This is a genomic window from Stenotrophomonas sp. YJH_SMC_12-1, from assembly GCF_059370935.1.
Map to the genome: position 1 here is coordinate 347,104 of NZ_JCAFUD010000005.1, position 16,924 is coordinate 364,027.

At 66.6% G+C, this 16,924-nt stretch carries 15 protein-coding genes; 12 read left to right on the forward strand and 3 right to left on the reverse strand.

Annotated features, from left to right (window positions below; genetic code table 11):
* The first annotated feature begins 89 nt into the window (after positions 1-89).
* Positions 90-1,307, forward strand: coding sequence for a D-alanyl-D-alanine carboxypeptidase family protein (locus AC5P8Y_RS11885; protein WP_005411069.1), 1,218 nt, complete (start codon positions 90-92; stop codon positions 1,305-1,307).
* 395 nt (positions 1,308-1,702) lie between these two features.
* On the opposite strand, the gene AC5P8Y_RS11890 is transcribed toward AC5P8Y_RS11885, so the two are convergent.
* Positions 1,703-2,761 carry a lipid A deacylase LpxR family protein gene (locus AC5P8Y_RS11890; RefSeq protein ID WP_005411068.1) on the reverse strand — a complete coding sequence of 353 codons (1,059 nt, stop codon included), beginning with the start codon at positions 2,759-2,761 and terminating at the stop codon, positions 1,703-1,705.
* A gap of 351 nt (positions 2,762-3,112) precedes the next feature.
* Between AC5P8Y_RS11890 and AC5P8Y_RS11895 the strand changes: the two genes are divergently transcribed.
* The 7 genes from AC5P8Y_RS11895 (at position 3,113) to gnd (ending at position 10,537) form a co-directional block, all read left to right on the forward strand.
* Positions 3,113-3,391, forward strand: coding sequence for a YbeD family protein (locus AC5P8Y_RS11895; RefSeq protein ID WP_005411067.1), 279 nt, complete (start codon positions 3,113-3,115; stop codon positions 3,389-3,391).
* Entirely contained in the window at positions 3,379-4,089 is a 711-nt protein-coding gene (lipB, locus tag AC5P8Y_RS11900; RefSeq protein WP_005411066.1) for a lipoyl(octanoyl) transferase LipB, read from the forward strand. Before AC5P8Y_RS11895 ends, lipB begins: the two co-directional genes overlap by 13 nt.
* A gap of 17 nt (positions 4,090-4,106) precedes the next feature.
* Positions 4,107-5,117 (forward strand): lipoyl synthase, encoded by a 1,011-nt coding sequence (gene lipA / locus AC5P8Y_RS11905; RefSeq protein WP_005411065.1) that lies wholly within the window; start codon positions 4,107-4,109, stop codon positions 5,115-5,117.
* 237 nt (positions 5,118-5,354) lie between these two features.
* Positions 5,355-7,532, forward strand: a complete 2,178-nt coding sequence (locus AC5P8Y_RS11910) for a carboxy terminal-processing peptidase (protein WP_033834547.1) — start codon at positions 5,355-5,357, stop codon at positions 7,530-7,532.
* Positions 7,533-7,777: 245 nt separating this feature from the next.
* The gene (locus AC5P8Y_RS11915) at positions 7,778-8,368 is read left to right on the forward strand and encodes a DUF2242 domain-containing protein (RefSeq protein ID WP_049403145.1); all 591 of its coding nucleotides are present in this window, start codon (positions 7,778-7,780) and stop codon (positions 8,366-8,368) included.
* A gap of 17 nt (positions 8,369-8,385) precedes the next feature.
* A complete protein-coding gene (locus AC5P8Y_RS11920) occupies positions 8,386-9,621 on the forward strand; it encodes a hypothetical protein (protein WP_049433208.1) in 1,236 nt (411 codons plus the stop codon).
* Between the two features lie 10 nt (positions 9,622-9,631).
* On the forward strand, positions 9,632-10,537 hold the full coding sequence (gnd, locus tag AC5P8Y_RS11925; RefSeq protein WP_033834559.1) for a phosphogluconate dehydrogenase (NAD(+)-dependent, decarboxylating): 906 nt from the start codon (positions 9,632-9,634) through the stop codon (positions 10,535-10,537).
* A 289-nt stretch (positions 10,538-10,826) separates the two neighbouring features.
* Here the strand turns inward: gnd and AC5P8Y_RS11930 are convergent, their stop codons facing one another.
* Positions 10,827-11,870: an oxidoreductase gene (locus tag AC5P8Y_RS11930; RefSeq protein WP_111108676.1), complete on the reverse strand. Its 1,044-nt coding sequence runs from the start codon at positions 11,868-11,870 to the stop codon at positions 10,827-10,829.
* Between the two features lie 170 nt (positions 11,871-12,040).
* Here AC5P8Y_RS11930 and AC5P8Y_RS11935 point away from each other — a divergent pair, with 170 nt between their 5' ends.
* The 4 genes from AC5P8Y_RS11935 to AC5P8Y_RS11950 all read left to right on the forward strand — a co-directional run bounded on the left by AC5P8Y_RS11935 (position 12,041) and on the right by AC5P8Y_RS11950 (position 16,429).
* Positions 12,041-12,424: a BON domain-containing protein gene (locus tag AC5P8Y_RS11935; protein WP_005411059.1), complete on the forward strand. Its 384-nt coding sequence runs from the start codon at positions 12,041-12,043 to the stop codon at positions 12,422-12,424.
* A 234-nt stretch (positions 12,425-12,658) separates the two neighbouring features.
* The gene (locus tag AC5P8Y_RS11940; protein WP_033834544.1) at positions 12,659-14,476 is read left to right on the forward strand and encodes a sensor histidine kinase; all 1,818 of its coding nucleotides are present in this window, start codon (positions 12,659-12,661) and stop codon (positions 14,474-14,476) included.
* Positions 14,473-14,913, forward strand: coding sequence for a response regulator (locus AC5P8Y_RS11945; protein WP_005411057.1), 441 nt, complete (start codon positions 14,473-14,475; stop codon positions 14,911-14,913). The genes AC5P8Y_RS11940 and AC5P8Y_RS11945 overlap by 4 nt, the downstream gene beginning before the upstream one ends.
* Positions 14,914-14,917: 4 nt before the next feature.
* A complete protein-coding gene (locus tag AC5P8Y_RS11950; RefSeq protein WP_033834543.1) occupies positions 14,918-16,429 on the forward strand; it encodes a hybrid sensor histidine kinase/response regulator in 1,512 nt (503 codons plus the stop codon).
* A 75-nt stretch (positions 16,430-16,504) separates the two neighbouring features.
* On the opposite strand, the gene AC5P8Y_RS11955 is transcribed toward AC5P8Y_RS11950, so the two are convergent.
* A complete protein-coding gene (locus AC5P8Y_RS11955) occupies positions 16,505-16,642 on the reverse strand; it encodes a hypothetical protein (protein WP_154213983.1) in 138 nt (45 codons plus the stop codon).
* Between the last annotated feature and the right edge of the window lie 282 nt (positions 16,643-16,924).

Genomic DNA, 16,924 nt, shown 5'->3' on the forward strand with positions numbered 1-16,924 from the left:
CGGTGCTGCCGGCCCATGCTCCCCCGGCCTTACAATGGCCGTTACGTTCCACCCTCCATTCCCGGCCGTCCCCTGGAGCCTGCTGTCCAATGAATTTCCGTTCCGCCGCCACCGCCCTGGCCGCCACCCTGGTGGTGGGCCTGGCTTCCGCCCAGACGCCGCTGCCGACTCCGGCCACGCCGGCGCCCGCCGCCGCCGCCGCCCCGGCCACCGTCGCCACTCCGCCGGCCCCGGCGCCAAGCGTGTCCAAGGCCTGGGTGCTGATGGATTACGCCACCGGCCAGGTGCTGGCTGGTGAAAACATCCACGAGCAGCTGGCCCCGGCCAGCATCACCAAGGTGATGACGTCCTACGTGATCGCCGCCGAGGTCAAGAACGGCAAGGTCCGTGCGGATGACCAGGTGATGATGAGCGAGCGCGCCTGGCGCGAGGGCGGCGCCGGCACCGATGGCAGCTACAGCGGATTCCCGGTCAACCAGACCGCGCGCCTGGAAGACATGGAAAAGGGCATGGCGATCCAGTCCGGCAATGATGCCGCGATCGCCCTGGCCGAACATGTGGCTGGCAGCGAAGAGGCCTTTGCCTCGCTGATGAACAGCTACGCCGCCAAGATCGGCATGAAGGACTCGCACTTCGTCAACGCCCATGGCCTGACCGCGCAGGGCCACCACAGCACCGCCTACGATCTGGCGCTGCTGGGCCGCGCGATGGTCCGCGATTACCCGGAAACCTACGCGTACAACAAGATCAAGGAATTCCAGGTCGGCAACATCAAGCAGCCGAACCGCAACCTGCTGCTGTGGCGCGATGGCAGCGTGGACGGCATCAAGACCGGCCACACCTCCGAGGCGGGCTACTGCCTGATGAGCTCGGCCCAGCGTGGCGACCAGCGCCTGATCGCGGTGGTGCTGGGCGGTGCGTCGGAGAAGCAGCGTGCCGATGACAGCCTGGCCCTGCTGAACTGGGGCTTCCGCTTCTTCGAGACCCACCGCCTCTACGAGCCGGGCAAGGCCGTGGCCGAGCACAAGGTCTGGAAGGGCACCACCGACAAGGTGCAGCTGGGCGTGGCCCAGCCGATGCTGGTCAGCGTGCCGCGCGGCCGCTACAACGACCTGAAGCCGAGCATCGACGTGCCCAAGACCCTGGAAGCACCGTTCACCGCCGGCCAGCAGATCGGTACCGTGAAGGTCACCCTGGATGGCAAGGTCATCGCCGAGGCACCGCTGGTGGCCGTGGCCGCCGTCGAGCAGGCCGGCTTCTTCAAGCGCCTGTGGGACAGCTTCTGGATGTGGTGGGAATCGGAATGATCCACGCCCTGGCGTGGTGAAGGAAAAGGCCGGCGAATGCCGGCCTTTTCCGTTTCGGGATGCCGGCTCCGCATGATTCCCGCCGGATATGGGTAGTGCCGGCCGCTGGCCGGCTGCCCATGAAGCCATCCGGATGTGGGTAGTGCCGGCCGCTGGCCGGCTCCTCATGGACCCATCCGGATGTGGGTAGTGCCGGCCGCTGGCCGGCTCCTCATGGACCCATCCGGATGTGGGTAGTGCCGGCCGCTGGCCGGCTCCCCATGGACCCATCCGGATATGCCGGCAGCCGGCCAGCGGCCGGCACTACCCTCAGCCCCTCGCTTACAGCGAGCCATGCAATAACCGGTGTGCCGACCAACGGTCGGCACCTACCCGCTTCACCCTCAGCCCCTCGCTTACAGCGAGCGGCTGATGGTGAAGCTGCCGAACACCGGTGCTTCGCGCTGGCCGTTGAACTCGCGCGTGCTGTGGTAGCGCGCCGCGGCGAACTTCCAGCGTCCGTACATCACGGCCACGCCGTAGCCGCCGTAGGCCACCACATGGCGCTTGTCCACGCTGTGACTGTTGCGGAACGTGTTGCCATCCAGCGTGATGTCGCGGATCACCCAGGCCGCGTCCGAGGTCGCGAACAGGTGCCAGGACCAGCCATTGGGACGGCCGCCGCGGGTCGGCGCAGTGTTCTCGCCGGCCGGGCGCAACGGCGTGCTGCCGAAGTCGTCCGGCAGCTTCCAGCCGAAGCGCACCTCACCGCCGAGGTTGGCCTTGGTTTCCAGGTTGCCGATCGACCCGCCGTAGTGGCTGATCGCGTCCCAACCCCAGCCGTCGGCATTGACGCTGGCATCGCCGGGCCAGCGGCGCATGCGCTCATGGGTGAGCATGAACAGCGGCTCGTTGTGCAGCTGGTTGTCCCAGCCCTTGAATTTCTCGTCGCCCAGCACTTCGTGCACGGCATTCTGCACCTGCTTGCCCTGTGCCCACGGGCCGACCACGCCCAGAGTCAGCTGGGTGGTCTGCAGGCGGTCGCCGCTGCGCGCATTGAAACCGAAGTTTGCGATCAGTACGCCGGCATAAGGACGGTCGTCCTCGATCAGGTCCCTGCGGCTGAAATCGGTCGGGGTGAAGATGCCCTGGCCGATGCTGAAGATCATGTTCTGCTGTTCGAACCTGCCCGGATGCAGCCCTTCCAGGTACTGGTTCACCCAGCGCGCCATGCGCGGCAGGCAGGGGTCGTCGGTGTAGTCGACCAGATTGGGCGAGACCAGGGTCAACAGCGCACCGTTGGTGTAGCCCTGGTCCTGGTGGCGGCCACCAAACAGGTCGTTGTCAACGCGGAAGTTGATCTGCGGCGGGTGGTCGCGCATCGCGTCCGGGCCACATTGTTCGGCCGCCTGGGCGGCAAGGGGGAGGGCAGAGGCCAGCAGGCCGGCCAGCCCCAGGGCTGCGACACTACGCATGGATGGAATGCTCATGGGGAAGGGGACGGTTTTCAGTCGTTATATGCAACGCTACGGTACTCGCGCCCGCGCGGCGGAACGAGCACGTTCGAATCACTTGTCTGTTCCGAAAACAACATTGTCCAGCGGACATAATTTGTTACCCGCGCAAGCGCCGCGGGTCTGGTGTGAAGGTGACCACTGGCCGCCATACGATGCCTGGGCCAGTGCGTGACAGCAGATTGCAGTCAGCTGCCGTTGGGCTTTCGCCCCGCGCCTCTGGGTGCCCTGCAACGCAGCAGGCCGCCGGTGCCGTCTTTGACGTTGATGAATACTCTTGGGTTTGTTGCCCTGCGGCCCGATAATGGGTCCATGGAAATCAAGTCCGACAACCCCGACCACGGCTTCCAGTTCCCCGGCCAGTTCGAGCTCAGCGCCATGGGCCCGGCCAACCGCGGCCTGGAACATGAGCTCCCCCGCCTGCTGCTGGCTGCCGGCATCGATGTCGTCAATGAACGCATCAGCTGGAAGCATTCCTCCAACGGCAAGTACGTGTCCGTCCGCATCGTGTTCAAGGCTGAGAGCCGCGAACAGTACGACCTGGCGCACCAGGCGCTGCGCGACCACCCGGAAGTGAAGTGGACGCTGTAGCCGACAGCTGCCCGGCTGAAGCCGCCCCCGAGGACCGCGCGCCGCGTCCGGCGCTGGTGCGTGACCTTGGCCGCCAGGCGTACGAGCCGGTGTGGCGCGCCATGCAGCGCTTCACCGACCAGCGCAGCGACACCGATGCCGACGAATTGTGGGTGGTCGAACACGACCCGGTGTTCACCCTGGGCCAGGCCGGCAAGGATGAGCATGTGCTGGCGCCGGGCGATATCCCGGTGCTGCATGTGGACCGTGGCGGCCAGGTGACCTATCACGGCCCCGGCCAGATCGTGGTCTACCCGCTGCTGCGCCTGCCGCGCCTGGGCATCGGTGTGCGCGATTACGTGTGCCGCATCGAGCAGGCCATCATCGATACGCTGGGCGAGTGGAACATCGGTGCCGAACGCCGCGAAGGTGCCCCGGGCGTCTATGTTGGCGGCGCCAAGATCGCTGCGCTCGGCATCCGCGTGCGTCGCGGCTGCACCTTCCACGGCCTGGCCTTCAATGTGGCCATGGACCTGGAGCCCTTCCACCGCATCAATCCCTGTGGCTATCAGGGGTTGCAGGTGACCTCGGTGGTAGACTTGGGCGGTCCCTCCGGGATGGAGGCCGTCAAGCCGGTGCTGCTGGACCACCTGGCCCGCCAGTTCGGCCTGCTGCTGCAGCACACCCCCGAACTGCCCGATCTTTCTGCGGCCGCCTGACCGCCCCCGGAACTGCCATGACTGAAACCACCGCCCGTTCCATTCCCCTGCAGATCGTGCAGGGCGACTCCCCGTCCGCCGCGCCGTTGCAGGCCGGGGTCAAGCAGCTGGGCGGTGACAAGATCAACCGCTCGCCGGTGCAGTTCGCCGATGCGCCGGTGCTGCGCAAACCGTCCTGGATCCGCGTGCGCATTCCTTCGGGCAATGCCGTGCAGAACCTGAAGGCCAAGCTGCGCGAAAACCGCCTGGTGACCGTGTGCGAGGAAGCCAGCTGCCCGAACATCCACGAGTGCTTCGGCCACGGCACCGCCACCTTCATGATCCTGGGCGAGGTCTGCACCCGCCGCTGCTCGTTCTGCGACGTGGCCCACGGCCGCCCGAAGCCGCCGGATGCCAACGAACCGGCCAGCCTCGGCCAGACCGTGGCCGACATGGGCCTGAAGTACGTGGTGGTGACCAGCGTCGACCGCGATGACCTGCGCGACGGTGGTGCCCAGCACTTCGTCGACTGCATCACCGCCATTCGCGAGAAGTCGCCGGGCACCCGCATCGAAGTGCTGACCCCGGACTTCCGTGGCAAGGGCCGCATGGAGCGCGCGCTGGAGATCCTGGCGCAGAACCCGCCGGATGTGTTCAACCACAACATCGAGACCGTGCCGGACCTGTACCGCAACGTGCGCCCGGGTGCGGACTACCAGTGGTCGCTGAACCTGCTGAAGAACTTCAAGGCGCAGCATCCGGACGTGCCGACCAAGAGCGGCATCATGCTGGGCCTGGGCGAGGACTTCGAACAGATCAAGGCCACCCTGCGCGACCTGCGCGCACACGACGTGGACATGATCACCATCGGCCAGTACCTGCAGCCGACCGCACACCACCACCCGGTGCTGAAGTACTGGACCCCGGAAGACTACAAGGCGCTGGAGGACTACGGCTACGAGCTGGGCTTCAGCCATGTTGCTTCCGGCCCGATGGTGCGCTCGTCGTATCACGCCGACGTGCAGGCCAAGGGCGCCGGCGTCTCCTGAGGTGGGTGCGAACCGCCCTGGTGGGTGCGAACGTTGGTTCGCACGCCTTTGCCTGTTGTAAAGCCGAGCCCATGCTCGGCCCCGCCTTCGCCTGCATTCACAATTTGCTACACCGGCCCGGCTAGGCTGGTTTTCCACCGAGCGCGGCCGGGTGACAAACCCGGCAACTTTCGGCACTGTCGTGGTGTCTTAACACCCCGCAGTCTCCCCCTTGGCAAGGCGCCTTCGAGCACGTCAATGAAATTCAAAGCCCCCGCATTCCTGATGGCCCTGGCGCTGGTCGCGCCACTGGCGTTGGCGGCCAAGGCCGACTCGCCCGCATTGCCCGCGGCGGCCACCGCCGACCAGGTGACCACCTCCAAGCTGGTGTACGGCCTGCTGTCCGACAGCCGCTACGCCTATCGCCCGCGCGCGCTGGACGAGGCCACCTCCAAGGACGTGTTCAAGCGCTATCTGGAAACGCTTGACGGCGGCAAGCAGTACTTCACCCAGGCCGACGTGGCGCGCTTCGCACCGTTCGAGGCCAACATCGCCTCGGCCATCCGGGGCGGCGAGCTGGAGCCGGCGTTCCAGGTGTTCGCTGTCTACAAGCAGCGCGTCGGCGAGCGCGTGGCGTACGCGCGCAAGCTGCTCAAGCAGGAGCCGGACTTCACCACCGACGAGCGCTTCGAGTACGACCGCAAGAAGGTGCCGTGGGCGGCCAGCAGTGCCGAGCTCGATGAGCTGTGGCGCAAGTCGGTGAAGAACGATTGGCTGCGCCTGAAGCTGGCCGGCAAGAAGCCGGATGACATCCGCAAGACGCTGGACAAGCGCTACGCGACGCTGGAGAAGTCGGTCAATGAACTGAAGGGCGAAGACGTCTTCCAGTTCTTCATGAATTCGTACACCAGTGCCGTTGATCCGCACACGGATTACTTCACCCCGCGCACCGCCGAGAACTTCAACCAGGCGATGTCGCTGTCGCTGGAAGGCATCGGTGCGCAGCTGCAGCGCCAGGACGATGTGGTGGTCATCCGCGAGATCATCGCCGGTGGCCCGGCTGCGGTGGACGGCACGCTGAAGCCGGGTGACCGCATCGTCGGCGTTGGCCAGGGCAAGTCCGGCCAGGTCGAGGACGTGATTGGCTGGCGCATCGACGATGTCGTGGCCAAGATCCGCGGCGCCAAGGACACCCAGGTCAAGCTGGAGTTCATTCCGGCTGCCGAAGGTGCCGATGGCAAGCACCACACCCTGGTGCTGACCCGGCAGAAGGTGCGCCTGGCCGAACAGGCCGCCAAGGGCGAGACCATGACCATTCCGGCCGCCAACGGCGAGCCGGCACGGAAGATCGGCGTGATCAAGCTGCCGACCTTCTACCAGGACTTCGAAGGCCGTCGCCGCAACGCCGCCGACTATGCTTCGGCCACCCGCGACGTGGCCAAGCTGCTGGCCGGCTTCAAGAACGACAAGCTGGACGGCGTGGTGCTGGACCTGCGCAACAACGGCGGTGGTTCGCTGGATGAAGCGATCGAACTGACTGGCCTGTTCATCGAGCAGGGCCCGGTGGTGCAGGTGCGCGAATCCGGTGGCCGCGTCACCGTCAACAGCGACCGCAACCAGGGCGTGGCCTGGGACGGCCCGCTGGCGGTGCTGATCAACCGTGGTTCGGCCTCGGCCTCGGAGATCTTCGCCGGTGCCATCCAGGACTACGGTCGTGGCCTGGTGATCGGTGAAACCAGCTTCGGCAAGGGCACCGTACAGAACATCGTCGACCTTGACCGCTGGCCGAGCGGCGAGACCCAGCGCTTCGGCCAGGTCAAGCTGACCATTGCCCAGTTCTTCCGCATCAGCGGCAGCAGCACCCAGCACAAGGGCGTGGTGCCGGACCTGGCGTTCCCGGCCAGCGTCGATGCCACCGAGTTCGGCGAAAGCACCTACGACAACGCACTGCCGTGGACCCGCATCGCCGCCGTGCCGCACACCCAGTACGGCAACTTCGCGCCGTTGCTGCCGAAGCTGGAAACCCGTCACGACGCGCGCATCGCCACCGACAAGGAGTTCCAGTGGTGGAACGAGGACGTGCAGCAGTTCCGCACCGAAGCGGCGAAGAAATACATCTCGCTCAACGAGGCGACCCGTCGCGCTGAGCGCGAGCGCCAGGATACCCAGCGCAAGGAGCGCCAGGTGCAGCGCAAGGAGCTGGGCCTGGCCCTGGACCCGCTGGCCGATGACAGCAGCGATGACGGCCTGACCGGCAACGAGCGCGACATCGTCAAGGATGCCGCGCGCGAGAAGGCTGCCGAAAAGCGCCCGGACCCGCTGCTGCGCGAGTCAGCCTCGATCCTGGCCGACGCGGTGAACCTGCTGGCCAACGACCGCCCGCTGTCGGCGCAGGTGCTGCCGCAGTCCACCGGTGCCGGCCGCTGGGCGGACTGAGCCGGCGACGGCATGTGATACCCGAGGGGCCGGCATTGCCGGCCCTTTTTTCGTTTGGGGGACCTCGTTCACGGTAGCGCCGTGCCATGCGTGGCGGGGCGAAGTGCCACAAACGACTTAATCCCCTCCGTCCCCTTTTCCGTGCATGAACCGGCAGCAACGGCGGGGGCTGGCGGGCGTGCTTTCGACCTGCCGCACACGGCCGCAGGACTACCCTTGGCGATACCGTCCTCGCAGGAGTACCCATGCGGGCCTCCCGTCTTTCCAGTGTTGCCGTGGCGCTCGCCAGCGCCCTGATCCTGTCGGCCTGTGGTGGCCGCGCTGCTGACAGCACGTTGCTTCGCGAATCCTTTGATTCCGGCGACACCTTCTCGCGCACCGTCGATGGCCGTCCCGGTGACGCCTGCGAGGCCGCACGGCGCACCCTGCTCAGCCAGGGCTATGCCATCGCCCGTTCCGACGCGGCGCAGGTGGAAGGCAACAAGAACTTCCAGCCGCGCGAGGACGATCACGAGCAGCTGGTGCTGCGTATTTCCTGCGCACCGCGCGGGAGCCAGACACTGGTATTCGTCAGTGCCGTGCAGGATCGCTATGCGTTGAAGAAGAGTCCGACCTCGGCCAGTGTTGGCGTCGGTGCGCTCGGATCCGTATCGCTGCCGTTCGGCAGCAATGACGACTCGCTGGTGAAAGTGGCCAGCAGCACGGTTGCCGATGCTGAGTTCTATCGTCGCTTCTTCCAGCGCCTGCAACAGTACCTTCCGGCGGAGGCAGGCAAGCCCGTTCCGCCTGTGGTCACAACCCCGGAGCCCGCACCGGCGAGCACGGACCAGGATTGAACGTGCGCGGCAGATGGATGGGCGTGGCCCTGCTGCTGCCCGCGCTGGGCACGGCAGCCACGCCGCTGGACTGTACACAAGGCCTGCTGCAGCGCCTGGGGTGGCACTTCGAAACACGCGCGATCAGTGCACCGCAGGTGCATGGTGGCCCTGTGTGCACGCGCGCGTCGCTGCCGGAGGCTCAGGCGGCAGGCGATCTGCGCGTGCAATGGCCGGCGGACATGCCCGCTGCAGCGCGCAAGGCGTTGCTGCAGAAGGTGCTGGACGATCCGGCTACGGTTTGCGCCTACGCCTTCCAGCTGGATGCAGCCACGCAACGTGCCGCTGCTGCACTGCAGGGCAATGCAGGATTCCGCTTCTCTGGCCTGCAGCTCGGTTGGATCGGCTTCGGCCTGTACGGCGCACACGCGCAAGGCTGGCAGCGCACGCGAAGCTTCGGCCGTGGTTTCGTGCCCATTACGGGCAACAGCCAGGCGCTGCAGGCGTTCTACAGCGGCAATGTACGCGCCGAATGTGGAGTCGGTCGCCAGGTCGCACAACTGGCCACACAGCGCGAGCTGTATGGCGATGCGGCCTTCGACGCTGCATTCTCCGCAGAAGAACTGTCGATCGGTACGTTCCTCGCGCTGCACGATACCGACAGCATCCTGCTTGGCGCACACGCCGGTGACTACTTCGCCGATGGCAAGGCGGTGCGCACCTCGGCGATGGGCCGCCAGGCCTTCGTCGGTGTGCCTGGTTTCATCGAACATGTGTACGACAAGGGCATGCTGGACGACCTGAGCAACCAGGCCGAAAACTTCGTGGTGGTGTCGGTGGGCGAGGAGGCCGCGCAGGCGTTGGCCGCGCACGGCGGCCTTGCCTGGTACGACCAGCGCAATGCCGAGCTGTGGGCGCTGGCGCAGGACATCCCGCGTATCGGCCGGCGCTACTTCGAACGCCTGTTGTTCGAGCGCGACCCGGACCTTCGTGCACGGCTGGAACCGCGCTACCACGCCACGCTGGCACGCATGGACCGCCTGCTGGACGATCCGTTCTACCAGCAGTTCGTGATCTATGTGCATCCGCGCGGTATACGTCCCATCGGCTACCACATCGCCCGCCTGCTTGACCGCAACCCGCGAACCCCCTTTTCGATCGACCTGGCGGTGCACAATCTGCATACCACGCTCTACCGGCGTTGGCGCGAGGCGCAGCTGCGCCACTGCGCGGCTACCGGCAGGCCAGGCAGCCTGACCCTAGACCCCAACTGAAGGTGAAACAATGGATATTGCAATGATCGGCCTCGGCCGCATGGGCGCCAACATGGCCCAGCGCCTGCATCGCGGCGGCCACCGCGTCGTCGGCTACGACCCGGGCGAAGGTGCCCGCCAGCGCGCCGCCGAGGCCGGCCTGGAGGTGGTCGATTCGCTGGCCGCCGCGGTGGCCGCGCTGCCGGTGCCGCGCGTGGTGTGGCTGATGGTGCCGGCCGGCGAAACCGTCGACCAGACCCTGGGTCAGCTGACTCCGCACCTGGCCGAGGGTGACATCGTCATCGACGGCGGCAACTCCAACTACCAGGACTCGATCCGTCGCGCCAAGGCGCTGGCCGAAGACGACCTGGGCTACGTCGACTGCGGCACCAGCGGTGGCGTATGGGGCCTGCAGGAAGGCTACAGCCTGATGGTCGGTGGTGAAGCGGCGGTGGTGGAGCAGATCGCACCGCTGCTGCGCACGCTGGCACCGGCCGAAGACCGTGGCTGGGGTCGTGTCGGCCCGTCCGGCGCTGGCCACTTCACCAAGATGGTCCACAACGGCATCGAGTACGGAATGATGCAGGCCTACGCGGAGGGCTTCGCGCTGATGGAGCGCAAGCAGGAAATGGAACTGGACCTGGCCCAGGTGGCCGAAGTCTGGCGCCACGGCAGCGTGGTGCGCTCGTGGCTGCTGGACCTGAGCACCGAAGCCCTCAAGCGCAATCCGTCGCTGGATGGCATCGCGCCGTACGTGGAGGACTCCGGTGAAGGCCGCTGGACCGTGGCCGAAGCGATCTCGCTCGATGTGCCGGCACCGGTGATCACCCTGTCGCTGCTGGAACGCCTGCGCTCGCGCGAATCCAATTCGTTCACCGACCGCCTGCTGTCGGCGATGCGCAACGAATTCGGCGGCCACGCGATCAAGAAATCGTAAGCACGAAGCCGGGGTCGGATCCCTTTCCGCAGGAAAGGGCTCTGACCCCATGCAGGCAGTCGAGCATGGCTCGACTCTGCAAAAGCCGTCTCCGATGGCTTCCACGTCGATGTGTCGACCAAGGTCGACACCTACCGTCGGGCGCGGGACTCTGTCGAAGGCGGGGTGGGTACGGCTCCCGCAACCGGACCCATCCTGCCATCTCACGGATTGCCGGTTTTTGTCGTTGCTGTTGAGGTTGCCGGCCAGCGGCCGGCACTACCACGGGTGCAGGGCGCAGCCCTGCCGATCACCCCAACGCGATCCGCCGCCCTTCGCGCGCACTGTCCATGCCTGCCTGCAGCAGCCGCATCAGCTGCAGCGCCTGCACCGGATCGACCGTGGCTTCGCCGTCGCCATGCATGGCCGCGGCGAACTGCGCATACAACCGACGGTAGTCACCGGGCAGATTGTCGACGGTGCCGCGCTGCACGTTGTCCTCGGCATCACAGCGCACCAGCTCGCCATGCCGCGGGTCGATGCCCCAGCCGGGCGCACCGGGCGCCACACCGCGGCGCAGCTGCGCTTCCTGCACATCCAGGCCGTGCTTGATCCAACTGGCCTTGCTGCCATGCACGCTGAGATGCGGCGTGGGAGCTGCCACCAGGGAACCGGAATGCACGATCGCGCGATGCCGCGGGTAGTGCAGCACGGCGTGGAAGTAATCGATGGCGCTGCCGCCATCGCGCTGCACGGCCAGATCAGCATCGATCGCTTCGGGCCAGCCGAACAGCACCAGCATCTGGTCCAGCAGGTGCGGGCCCAGGTCGTACCACAGGCCACTGCCGGGACCGTCCTGCTCGCGCCAGCGGTCACGCACCTGCGGGCGATAGCGATCGAAGTGCACATGGCACTCGGCGATGTCGCCCAGTGCCCCGTCCGCAAGCAGCGCCTGCAGCGTGAGGAAGTCGGCATCGAAGCGCCGGTTCTGGAAGACGGTGGCGATGCGTCCGGCATCGCGTGCCGCAGCCAGAACGGCTTCGGCTTCAGCGACATCCAGCGCGAACGGCTTGTCGACCAGCACGTGCTTGCCGGCGGCCAGCGCTGCGATCGCCAGCGGCGCGTGCTGTTCATTGGGCGTGGCGATCACTACGGCATCCACGGCCGGGTCGTCGAACACCTCCTGCGGCGTGGCACGCACGTGCACGTCGCTGAACGCGCGCAGCAACGTGTCTCGCTGCGAACTGACGATGCTGTGCAGCACCAGGCCGGGTGTGTGCTGGATCAGCGGTGCGTGGAAGACACGGCCGGCGAGGCCGTAGCCGATCAGGGCCAGTTGCAGGTCGGGGCGCATGACAGAGCTCCGGCAGTGGGAAGGGCAGGGTAAACGACGCGGGCTCACGGGCCAAAGCTGAACGGTTGTCGTTGTAGGTAGCCCGATTCACAGCGGCATGACCGCAACGCCACGCCTGCTCTACGCCGGTTTGTCCAGACTGGCAGCACATTCCGAAGGAGTACGACACGATGAGCAATACGACCCGCACGCTGATTGCCTCCGCCCTGACGCTGGGCCTGGCGCTGTCCTCCTCGGCCGCATTCGCCAAGGATCCGGCCGCGAAGAGCCCGCCGACCAGCGCGCACCCGGCGACCCATGCTGATCGCCACGATTCCAACGAGCCGGTGACCGATACCTGGATCACCACCAAGGTGAAGGCCGACCTGCTCGCCAGCAGCAACGTTCCGGGTACCGAAATCAAGGTGGAAACCGTGAACGGCGTGGTCAGCCTGAGCGGTGCCGTAGCGAGCCAGGCCGAGAAGGACAAGGCCGTCACCACCGCCAAGGGCATCAAGGGCGTGACCCGCGTTGATGCAGCCGCATTGAAGGTCAGCGCTGCCGCCAAGCGCTGAAGCTGACGGGCGCCCCCTCGCGGGGCGCCCGTTGAGCTGTAGGGCCGCGGCCATGTTCGGCTGGAACTCCAAGGCAGCCGAGCTTGGCCCGGCTCTACAGGTCTGAGGACTGCGAACCTGTTCAGCCAACCAGGGGGGAAACCCCTGCGTTGTGACCGCCTGCGCTATATTGCCGGTTCCGCCGCAGCCGGACAGGGTCCGGCCGACGCCCTGCGGCCGTGCTGAAGAGGAACTATGGCGCTGGTTTTCAGTGACGACATCTGGGACCGCTGGCGGTTGCCGGCCCTGGGGCTGGCGGCCGCAGCGATCATCGTGGTGCCGTGGTTGACCCTGCGCAAACTGCAGCAGGACAACGAGCAGGCAATGGCCTGGGTCAACCATACCCAGGCGGTGGGCGTGGCCCTGCAGCAGCTGCAGGCTGATGTGCGCGACGTCGAATCGGCCGCATTGACGCTGTCCAAGGGCGTGGACGCACCCGGGCTGCGCGAGCGCATGGCCGCAGCCAACGACATTCCCGGTCGCTTGGCCGAACTGGGGCGGATGACCCGCGACAACCCCGACCAGCTGATCCGCATCGGCCGTATCGAATCGATGCTGGAAGGGCGGATGGCGCTTGCCCGCGAGCTGGCCAGATCTGAACCCAACAGCGATCAACGCGAGCTGGTGAAGGACCTGAGCACGCGCTATCCGATCCGTGGCCTGGTGGAAGAACTCCAGGCCAGCGAACAGCAACTGTTGACACTGCGGGCCGAGCAGGCGGCGCGCCAGCGCAAGCAGACCGAGCTGGTGTCTTGGAGTTCGCTGGTGATCCAGCTGGGACTGCTCGGCCTGGTGCTTTGGCTCCTGCAGCGGCAGATCGGGCGGCGCCTGCACGCCGAACGCCAATCGCTGCGCTCGGCGGCACGCGCGGCATCGGTGTTGCAGACCGTGCGCGAACCCATCGTGCTGCTCGACCGCGACCTGCGCGTGCAGTTGCATAACCCCGCCTTCGCCGAGCTGTACGGGCTGCAGGACGAACGCGCCGATGGCCTGCTGCTGGAAAGCGTCGGCGACGGTGCCTGGAAGGACGCCGTCGTGCGCCAACGCCTGTCCGACGTGCTGCTGCGCGGCCGCGAGCTGTGGGATTTCGAGCACGAACAGCGCACCGCCGACGGCATGGCGCGCTACATGCTGCTGAACGCACGGCGCATGCCGCTGCCCGATACCGATGATGAAGTGGTGCTGCTGACGGTCAGCGATGTCACCATGCAACGCGCAGTCCAGCTGCGCGTTGAAGAGCTCAACCGCCAGCTGGAAGGCAAGGTCGCGCAGGTGTCCGAGGTCAACCGCGAGCTGGAGGCCTTCAGCTACTCGGTCTCGCATGACCTGCGCGCACCGCTGCGCCACGTCGCCGGATTCTCCGACAAGCTGTCGCGCCACCTGGGCGACGCTGCCGATGACAAGAGCCGTCATTACCTGGACGTGATCTCCAGTTCGGCCCGGCGCATGGCGGCGCTGATCGATGACCTGCTGGTCTACTCGCGCCTGGGCCGTGCGGCGATGCGCCAGCAGGCGGTGGACATGCAGTCGCTGGTGGCCGATACCCGCGCCATGCTCGATTCCAACCTGCAGGCCGAGGCGGAGAACAGTGGCCATGTGCACCAGGTGGAGTGGAGCATCGCGCCGCTGCCGATCGTGGTCGGCGATGAGAACATGATCCGCCAGGTCTGGCTGAACCTGCTCGGCAACGCGGTGAAGTACTCGGGCAACCGCGAACCGGCGAAGATCCGCGTGGACTACCAGCCGCAGCCTGACGGCGGTCATCAGTTCACGGTCAGCGACAATGGTGCAGGCTTTGACATGGCTTATGCCGGCAAACTGTTCGGCGTGTTCCAGCGCCTGCACAAGGCCAGCGACTACCCGGGTACCGGCATCGGCCTGGCCAGCGTGCGCCGCGTGCTCACCCGTCATGGCGGCCGTATCTGGGCCGAGGCTGAACCGGACGTCGGCGCCACCTTCCACTTCTACCTGCCTCCCGCGATCGATGCGGACAAACAAGGGCCTTCTGCATGACCACTTTGCGCACCATTCTTCTCGCCGAAGACAGCCCGGCCGACGCCGAAATGGCGATCGACGCCCTGGAAGAGGCGCGTCTGGCCAACCCCATCGTGCACGTCGAGGATGGCGTGGAAGTGATGGACTACCTGCTGCGCCGTGGTGCCTTCGCCAACCGCGAGGAAGGCCTGCCGGCGGTGCTGCTGCTGGATATCAAGATGCCGCGCATGGATGGCCTGGAAGTACTGCGGCAGATCCGCGAACACGAAGAGCTCAAGCGCCTGCCGGTGGTGATCCTGTCGTCCTCGCGCGAGGAAAGCGATCTGGCCCGGAGCTGGGACATGGGCGTGAATGCTTATGTGGTCAAGCCAGTGGACGTGGACCAGTTCTTTGGCGCCGTACAGACGCTGGGCAAGTTCTGGGCGTTGATCAACCAGGCACCGGAACTCGAGTGAGCCCATGCCCTTGACCGGTCCCGCCCTGGGGGCGCTGCGCATCCTGCTGGTGGAGGACTCACCGGAAGATGCCGAGCTGATGTCCGAACAGATGCTCGATGCGGGCCTGGAGGCCCGCTTCGAGCGTGTCGAGAGCGAGGCCGAACTGCGCCAGGCACTGGCCGCGTTCCAGCCGGACATCGTGCTGTCCGACCTGAGCATGCCGGGGTTTTCCGGTGATGACGCGCTGCGCATCGTGCGCGAGACCTCGCCGGAAGTACCCTTCATCTTCGTCTCCGGCACCATGGGTGAGGAGAATGCGGTGGCGGCGCTGCAGAAGGGCGCCAATGACTACATCATCAAGCACCAGCCGGCGCGCCTGCCGTCGGCGGTGGCACGTGCGATCCGCGATGCACGCAGCGCGATCGAGCGCGCACGGGTGGAAACCGAGCTGATGCGCGCACAGCGCCTGGAAAGCCTGTCGCTGCTCGCAGCCGGGCTCAGCCACGACCTGCGCAACATCCTGCAGCCGTTGCTGATCATGCCGGACCTGCTGAAGGCGCGTACCGACGATCCGCAGCTGCACCACCTAGCCGATGTCATCGCCGAGTGCGGCCGCCGTGGCCATGAGATGGCCGAATCGATGCTGTCGTTCGTGCGCGGTTCGCGCAAGCCGAGCGAGCGCATCGAGATCGATGGCCTGTTCGATGCGGTGGCACTACTGTTGCGCAGCAACGTGCCTGATGCGGTGCGCCTGGAATTGCAGGTGCAGGACGAAGGCCTGGTGGTCGACGCCAACTACACCGAACTGCAGCAGGTGATGCTGAACCTGGCGCTCAACGCGATACAGGCGATGCCCAACGGTGGCCGCCTGAGCCTGACTGCCAGCCATGCTGGCCATCGCGATGGCGTGGACTGGATGCACATACGGGTCGCCGACGAAGGCATCGGCATGGATGCGGACACGCTGTCGCACCTGTTCAATCCGTTCTTCACCACCAAGGCCGACGGCACTGGCTTGGGGCTGATTTCCTGCAAGCGCATCGTTGAAGGTGCCGGCGGCAGCATTCACGTCAGCAGCCAGCCGGGGCAGGGCACCTGCTTCGAACTGCGCCTGCCGATGCACGACGCCATCGATGGCAGCGAGCCGATCGAACAGCTGGTGGCCTTGGGCAGCGGCCAATCGATCCTGGTGGTCGATGGCGAAGCCACGCGTCTATCGCTGCTGGGCAATGCGCTGTCCAGCCAGGGCTACCAGCTGCAGTTGGCCTCCGATGGGCCGGCAGCGCTGCGCTGGATGCAGCAGGAGGCGATGCCCGCGCTGGTGATTGCCGATGCCGGCTCCAAGCTGCTGCCGGCCAGCCAGCTGCTGGGCGAGATGGCGACGTTGGGCTATCGCGGCCCGGCACTGGTACTGGAAGACCCGGCAGTGCCGGTCGCGGCCGATGCCTTCCCGGACGGCGTGGAGGTGCATGTGCTGCACAAGCCGCTGCAGATGCAGCAGGTCTTCCGCGCCGTGGCCGAAGCGCTGGGCTGATGCCCCGGTAGTGCCGGCCTCTGGCCGGCATCCCTGTGTGGCGGGATCAACGCGGTTGCCGGCCAGCGGCCGGCACTACCGTTCGGCAGTTTCCCAGGAGAAGCGTGGCAGGGCGTCCACCGCCTGTTCCAGCCGCTGCAGATGCAGCAGGTCTTCCGCGCCGTGGCCGAAGCGCTGGGCTGATGCCAGGTAGTGCCGGCCGCTGGCCGGCATCCCTGTGTGGCGGGATCAATGCGGTTGCCGGCCAGCGGCCGGCACTACCGTTCGGCAGTTTCCCAGAGGAACCGCGGCAGGGCGTCCACCGTCTGTTCCAGCCGCTGCAGATGCAGCTGGTCTTCCGCGCAGCGGCCGAAGCGCTGGGCTGATGCCCGGTAGTGCCGGCCGCTGGCCGGCATCCCTGTGTGGCGGGATCAATGCGGTTGCCGGCCAGCGGCCGGCACTACCGTTCGGCAGTTTCCCAGGGGAAGCGTGGCAGGGCGTCCACCGCCTGTTCCA